Below are 6,849 nucleotides of genomic sequence, written 5' to 3'. Positions count from 1 at the left end.
ACCTTGCCCTCACGGACCGCGACCTGCGGCTCCCCCACTCCCACCGCCACCGCCACAGCGGACGGGTCGTCGGCGTCGACCAGCACGATCCGATCCGGATTCTCCGCCTGAGCCGAGCGCACCAGCCCCCACACCGCCGCACCCGCCAGATCCTCCGAACCCTCCGGCCCCACCGCACCCGACGTCAGCACCACCAACCGCGACTCAGCGAACCGCTCATCAGCCACGAAAGCCTGCACCCCGGCAAGCACCGACAACGCCGCCCGGCGAACCCTCAACGCGGCATCGTCATCGGCACCGCCATCAACCGACAGCACCACCACCGGGGGAACAGCTCCCCCACCCACCAGCGCCTCATCCAACGCCGCCCAATCGGCGTAGCCGTCCGCACCACCCACGAACGCCCACCCACCGGTATCCGCACCCTCCCGCGCAGCCACCGGCACCCACTCAAGCCCGAACAACGACTCCGAACGCCCCGCCCCCACCTGCTCGACCACCACCGGCCGCAACGTCAAACACCCCACCGACGCCACCGGAACCCCGGCACCATCGGCAACCTGCACACTCACCCCATCGGGGCCGGCGGGCGACAGCCGTACCCGGACCGACGTCGCACCCGACGCCAGCACCCGCACATCACTCCACGAGAACGGCACATGCCCGCCACCCGCCCCCGACAGGAACGACCCCAAACCGATCGCATGCAACCCCGCGTCCAGCAACGCCGGATGCACCCCGAACCCCGCCACATCGGTGCCCTCAGGCAACACCACCTCGGCGTAAATCTCCTCACCCCGACGCCACGCCGCCCGCACCCCCGAAAACACCGGCCCATAGGCGAAACCGGCCGCGGCGAGCGCGTCGTACAGTCCCTCGACACCGACCGGCACCGCCTCCGGCGGCGGCCAGACGGCGAGGTCGAACGTCTCCTGCCGTACGGCGGGCAGGAGGGTGCCTGAGGCGTGATGGGTCCACGGCTCGTCGAAGTCCGCGTCCTCATGCCGGGAGTACACCGAGACGGCGCGCCGTCCCGACTCGTCGGCGCCGGCGACCGCCACCTGGATCTGCACTCCGCCCAGCTCGGGCAGGACGAGCGGGGCCGCGATCGTCAGCTCCTCCACCACGTCGCACCCGGCCTGGTCGGCCGCCCGCACCGCCAGCTCGACGAACGCCGTGCCCGGCACCAGCACCGACCCCTGCACCACGTGCTCACCCAGCCACGGATGCGACTGCACCGACAACCGCCCGGTGAACACCAGGCCCTCACCGCCCGCCAGCGCCACCGCCGCACCCAGCAACGGGTGATCGGCCGGGCGGAGCCCGGCGGAGGTGACGTCGCCGAGCCAGGCGGTGGACAGGGTGGGCCAGTACGGCTCCTCCTGGAAGGGGTAGGTGGGCAGCTCGACCCGGCGGCCGGCCCAGCGCTCGGAGACCGTCCGCCAGTCGACGGGCACACCCCGCGTGTGCAGGTGGGCGAGGGCCGTGGTGATCACGGGAACCTCGGGCCTGTCCCCGCGCAGTGCGGGGACGAACGTGCCCTCAGCGCACTCCTGACCCAGCGCCGACAGCACCCCGTCGGGGCCGAGCTCCAGGAATGTCGTCACGCCCTGGGCCTCCAGCGCCCGGACGCCATCCAGGAAACGGACGGCCCGCCGTGCGTGGGAGACCCAGTAGCCGGCGTCGAAGTCCTCGACAAGGGCGCCGGTGACGGTGGACACGATGGCGATCTGCGGCCTGCCGTACGAGATGCTCTCGGCGACGCGGCGGAAGTCGTCCAGCATCGGGTCCATGAGCGGCGAATGGAAGGCGTGACTGACGTTCAGCCGCTTCGACTTGCGGCCGGGGAACCGCGCGACCACCGCCGCGACGGCGTCCTCCTCACCGGCCACCACGACCGACGAAGGGCCGTTGACGGCCGCGACGCTCACCAGGTCGGTGAGGTGCGGCAGGACCTCCTCCTCCGAAGCCTGCACCGCGACCATCACCCCGCCAGAAGGAAGGGCCTGCATGAGACGGCCGCGCGCGGCGACCAGCGTGCAGGCGTCCTCCAGGGACAGCACCCCGGCCACGTGCGCGGCGGCGATCTCCCCGATCGAGTGGCCGGCGAGGACGTTGGGCCGCACGCCCCAGCTCGTCACCAGCCGGTACAGCGCCACCTCCAGGGCGAACAGCGCCGGCTGGGCGAACTCGGTCCGGCCGAGCAGCTCGCCGTCGGAGATCGCCTCCCTGACCGGCTCATTGACCGGCAGGGCGGCGCACACCTCGTCGAACGCCTCGGCGAACACCGGGAACGTCTCGTACAGCTCCCGTCCCATGCCGGCGCGCTGGCTGCCCTGACCGGCGAAGAGGAAGGCGAGCTTGCCGTCCGCGACCGTCTCCCGCACCGTGTTCGCCGCCTCGTCACCGGCGGCGAGCGCCGCCAGGCCGCGCAGGAAGCCGTCCCGGCCGGTGTCGAGTACGGCGGCGCGGTGTTCGAAGGCGGACCTGGTCAGGGCGAGGGAGTGGGCGATGTCGGCGACGCCGGTCGCAGGACGTCCGGAGAGGTGGTCGAGGAGCCTCACCGCCTGCTCACGCAGGGCGGCCGGGGTGCGCCCCGACAGCAGCCACGGCATGAACCCGGGCTCCGGGCCCTCACCGGCGGCAGAGGGCGACGGGGACTCGGCGGCGACGGCGGGCTCCGGGGCCTGCTCGATGATCGTGTGCGCGTTGGTGCCGCTCATGCCGAACGAGGAGACGGCGGCCCGCCTGGGCCGGTCGACCAGCGGCCACGGCCTGGCCTCCGTGAGCAACTCGACGTTGCCCGCCGACCAGTCCACGTGCGGGGTGGGCTCGTCCACGTGCAGCGTCTTGGGCAGCACGCCGTGCCGGATCGCCATGACGATCTTCATGATCCCGGCCAGGCCGGCCGAGGCCTGGGCGTGCCCGATGTTGGACTTCAGCGAGCCGAGATACAGGGGCGTCTGCCGGTTCTGGCCGTACGTGGCGAGGAGGGCCTGCGCCTCGATGGGGTCGCCGAGGACGGTGCCGGTGCCGTGCGCCTCGATCACGTCCACGTCGGCGGCCGTCAGCTCCGCGTTGGCGAGGGCCTGCCGGATCACCCGCCGCTGGGCGGGGCCGTTCGGCGCCGTGAGGCCGTTGCTGGCGCCGTCCTGGTTGACCGCGCTGCCCTTGATCACGGCCAGCACTTCGTGCCCGTTGCGCTCGGCGTCCGACAGCCGCTCCACCAGCAGCGTGGTGACGCCCTCCGCCCAGTTCGTGCCGTCGGCGGCCGCGGCGAACGGCTTGCAGCGGCCGTCGGGCGCGAGGCCGCGCTGGCGGGAGAACTCGATGAACGTGCCGGGAGTGGCCATGACGGCCACCCCTCCGACGAGGGCGAGGGAGCATTCCTGCTCACGCAGCGCGTGGCAGGCCAGATGGAGCGCGACCAGCGAGGACGAGCAGGCGGTGTCCACGGTGATCGCCGGGCCTTCGAGTCCCAGGCTGTAGGCGACGCGGCCGGAGATGACGCTGGCCGCGTTGCCTGTGCCGTGGTGGCCCTCCATGCCCTCGCGGGACATCATCAGCAGCGTGCCGTAGTCCTGGCTGTTGGTGCCGACGAAGACGCCGGTACGGCTGCCGCTCAGCGAGTCGGGGGCGATTCCGGCCCGCTCGAACGCCTCCCACGACACCTCAAGCAGCAGCCTCTGCTGCGGGTCCATGGCCAGCGCCTCACGCGGGCTGATCCCGAAGAACGCGGGATCGAACCTGGCCGCGTCCCGGAGGAAGCCTCCCTCCCTGACGTACGACGTGCCGTGGGCGTCCGGGTCCGGGTCGTACAGCGAGTCGACGTCCCAGCCGCGGTCGGCCGGGAACCCGGTGACCGCGTCACGACCCTCGTCGACCAGTCGCCACAGCTCCTCGGGCGAGCGCACCCCGCCGGGAAGGCGGCAGCTCATCGCCACGATCGCCACGGGCTCCCGCGTCTCCGCCTCCCGCAGGCGCTGGCGCGTCTGATGGAGATCAGCCGTCACCCGCTTGAGGTACTCAAGCAGCTTTTCCTCATCCACCATGTCGGTGCCACCTCTTTGCGCGGTTCGGAAGGGTGTCTCAGGACATCCCGAGCTCTTGATCGATGAAGTGGAGGAGCTCGTCGGCGTTCGCCGTCTGGAGTCGTTCGGCGACGTCGCCGCCGTCCACCGCCGGGGCGGCGTTCCACTGGGACATGAGCGCCTTGAGGCGCGTGGTGATGGTGCTTCTGACGTCGTGGTCGTCGGGGCCGACCGCGCTGAGCGCGGCCTCCAGCCTGTCGAGCTCCTCCAGCGCGTGGACCGCCTCGGCGTCCGTCGCACCGGGGAAGATCTCGCCGGCCAGATGGGCGGCGAGCGCCGCCGGGGTCGGATAGTCGAACACCAGCGTGGCCGGCAGCCGCAGCCCGGTCATCGCATTGAGCCGGTTGCGCAGCTCGACGGCGGTCAGCGAGTCGAAGCCGACCTCGCGGAACGCCCGGCCCGCCCCGATGACGTCGACTCCGGGATGCCCCAGCACGGTGGCCGCCTCCATGCGGACCACGTCCAGGAGCACCTGGTGTCGCTCGGCCTCGGGAACGGCGGCCAGGCGGCGCATCAGCTCCGAGGAGACCTCCTCGGACTCCGCGGCGCCCTCCAGGGCGGCCCGTACCTCCGGAAGCTCGTTGAGGAGCGGGCGCGGCCTGGCGGCCGCGAAGGCCGGGGCGAACCGCTCCCAATCCACGTCGGCGATGGTGAGCGCCGTCTCGCCGTCCCGCATGGCCTGGGCGAGCGCGCCGATCGCCAGGTCCGGGCGCATCGTGGCGAGCCCTCTGCGGCGGAGCTGCTCCTCGTTCTCCCCGGCGGCCATGCCGCCCCCGGCCCAGGGGCCCCAGGCGAGTGCGGTCGCGGCGAGCCCGCGCCCGCGGCGGCTTTCGGCGAGGGCGTCGAGGTAGGCGTTGGCCGCCGCGTACGCCGCGCCGCCCCCGCTTCCCCAGATCCCGGCGATCGAGGAGAACATGACGAACGCCTCGACAGGCGTGTCGCCGAGCAGCTCGTCGAGGTGGGCGGCGCCGGCCGCCTTCGCCGCCAGCACCTCCGCGAACTCGCCGAGCGTCGTCGACTCCAGCGCCCCGGAGTGCCCCAGCCCTGCCGCGTGGACCACCGAGGTCACGGTGTGCTCGGTGAGCAGCCCGGCAAGGGCGTCCTTGTCGGTGACGTCGCAACCGGCGACGGTGACCCGCACGCCCAGTCCCGCCAGCTCGCGCTCCAGCTCGGCCGCCCCGGGCGCGCCGGCGCCTCTGCGGCTGGTCAGCACGATGTGCTCGGCGCCGTTGGCGGCCAGCCAGCGCGCGGCGTGCCCGGCCAGCGCGCCGGTGCCGCCGGTGATGAGCACGGTCCCGTACGGCCTGGCCTCCCCGGCGTCGTCCTGCCTGTCGAGCGGGGTGGCCTGGGGGGCCCTGACCAGGCGTCGGGCGAACACGCCCGAGGGGCGGATCGCCACCTGGTCCTCGTCCGCGCCGCCCAGCACCTCCGCCATCCGGGTGGCCGCCCGCTCGTCCAGCGTCTCCGGCAGATCGACGAGCCCGCCCCAGCGCTCGGGGTGCTCCAGGCCGGCGACCCTGCCGAGCCCCCAGACCTGTGCCTGGGCGGGGCTGGTCACCCTGTCGGAGCCTCCGATGGAGACGGCTCCTGTGGTGGCGATCCAGAGCGGCGCGCCGATCCCGGCGTCGCCGAGCGCCTGGACGAGGGTGAGCGTCGCCGCCAGCCCGCGATTCAGGGCCGGGTGGACCGGGTGCGGCGACTCGTCGAGGGCGAGGAGCGAGAAGACCCCGACAGGGGTTTCCCCGGATTCGGCGCCCGCGATCTGAGCGTCAAGCAGCCGCGCGGCGACGGCGTCGCGCGTGGCGTCCGCGTCGAGCTCGACGACCCGTCCTCCCAGTGCCTCCATGGTCCGCAGCACCCGCTCGTCGGTGGCGAGCCCGGCCGGCACGACCACCAGCCACGGTCCCCGGCCCGGCGTCGCCCGCGTCTCAGTGACGGGCTTCCATGTGATCTTGTACCGCCAGGCGTCCACGGTGGACTGCTCGCGGCGTTGCCTGCGCCACGAGGAGAGGGCGGGGAGCACGGCGGTCAGCGGGTCGTCGCCGCTGACGTCGAGGGCGCTCACCAGCGCTTGCAGGTCCTCACGTTCGACCGCTTCCCAGAAGCGGCTCTCCACCTCGGTGACGTCCGGCGACGGCGGCCGCATCTCGCCCTGCGGCCAGTAGCGCCGGCGTTGGAAGGCGTAGGTGGGCAGGTCGACGCGCCGGCCGCCGTGGAGGACGGCCCGCCAGTCGGGGGTGACGCCGGTGACATGGAGGCGGGCGAGGGCGGTGGTGATGGTTTCCGTCTCGGGCCTGCCGTTGCGGAGGGTGGGGATGAAGGTTCCGTCGGCGCAGTCCTGGCCCATCGCGGTCAGTACGGCGTCGGGGCCGAGCTCCAGGAAGACCTGTACTCCTTCGGCTTCCAGTGTCCGCATGGTGTCCAGGAACCGCACCGGCTGGCGAACGTGGGCCACCCAGTAGTCCGCGTCCGAGCCGAAGGCGATCGGGATCTGGGGAGGGTTGTAGGTGAGGGACTCGGCGACCTGGCGGAAGTCGTCCAGCATCGGGTCCATCAGCGGTGAGTGGAAGGCGTGGCTGACCTTCAGCCGCTTCGACTTGCGGTCGGGGAACCGTTCGATGACCGCGGTGACGGCGTCTTCGTCCCCGGCTACGACGACGGAGGCGGGGCCGTTGACGGCGGCGATGCTCACCCGGTCGGTGAGGTGGGGCTGGACTTCGTCTTCTGAGGCGTTCAGGGCGACCATCGCCCCACCCTC

At 72.7% G+C, this 6,849-nt stretch carries 2 protein-coding genes; both read right to left on the bottom strand.

All coding sequences use genetic code 11. The features are described 5' to 3' along the window. On the bottom strand, positions 1–4,052 hold a 4,052-nt coding region (locus AB0B72_RS39990; protein ID WP_367745007.1), incomplete at its 3' end, for a type I polyketide synthase. A gap of 37 nt (positions 4,053–4,089) precedes the next feature. Next, the coding region (locus AB0B72_RS39985; RefSeq protein ID WP_367745006.1) for an SDR family NAD(P)-dependent oxidoreductase at positions 4,090–6,849 on the bottom strand (2,760 nt) is incomplete at its 5' end.

Origin of the sequence: Microbispora sp. NPDC049125, from assembly GCF_040802045.1 — a bacterium.
Lineage (GTDB): Bacteria > Actinomycetota > Actinomycetes > Streptosporangiales > Streptosporangiaceae > Microbispora.
The sequence above is the reverse complement of the archived record's forward strand: the minus strand, read 5'-3'. Positions and strand labels throughout refer to the sequence as shown.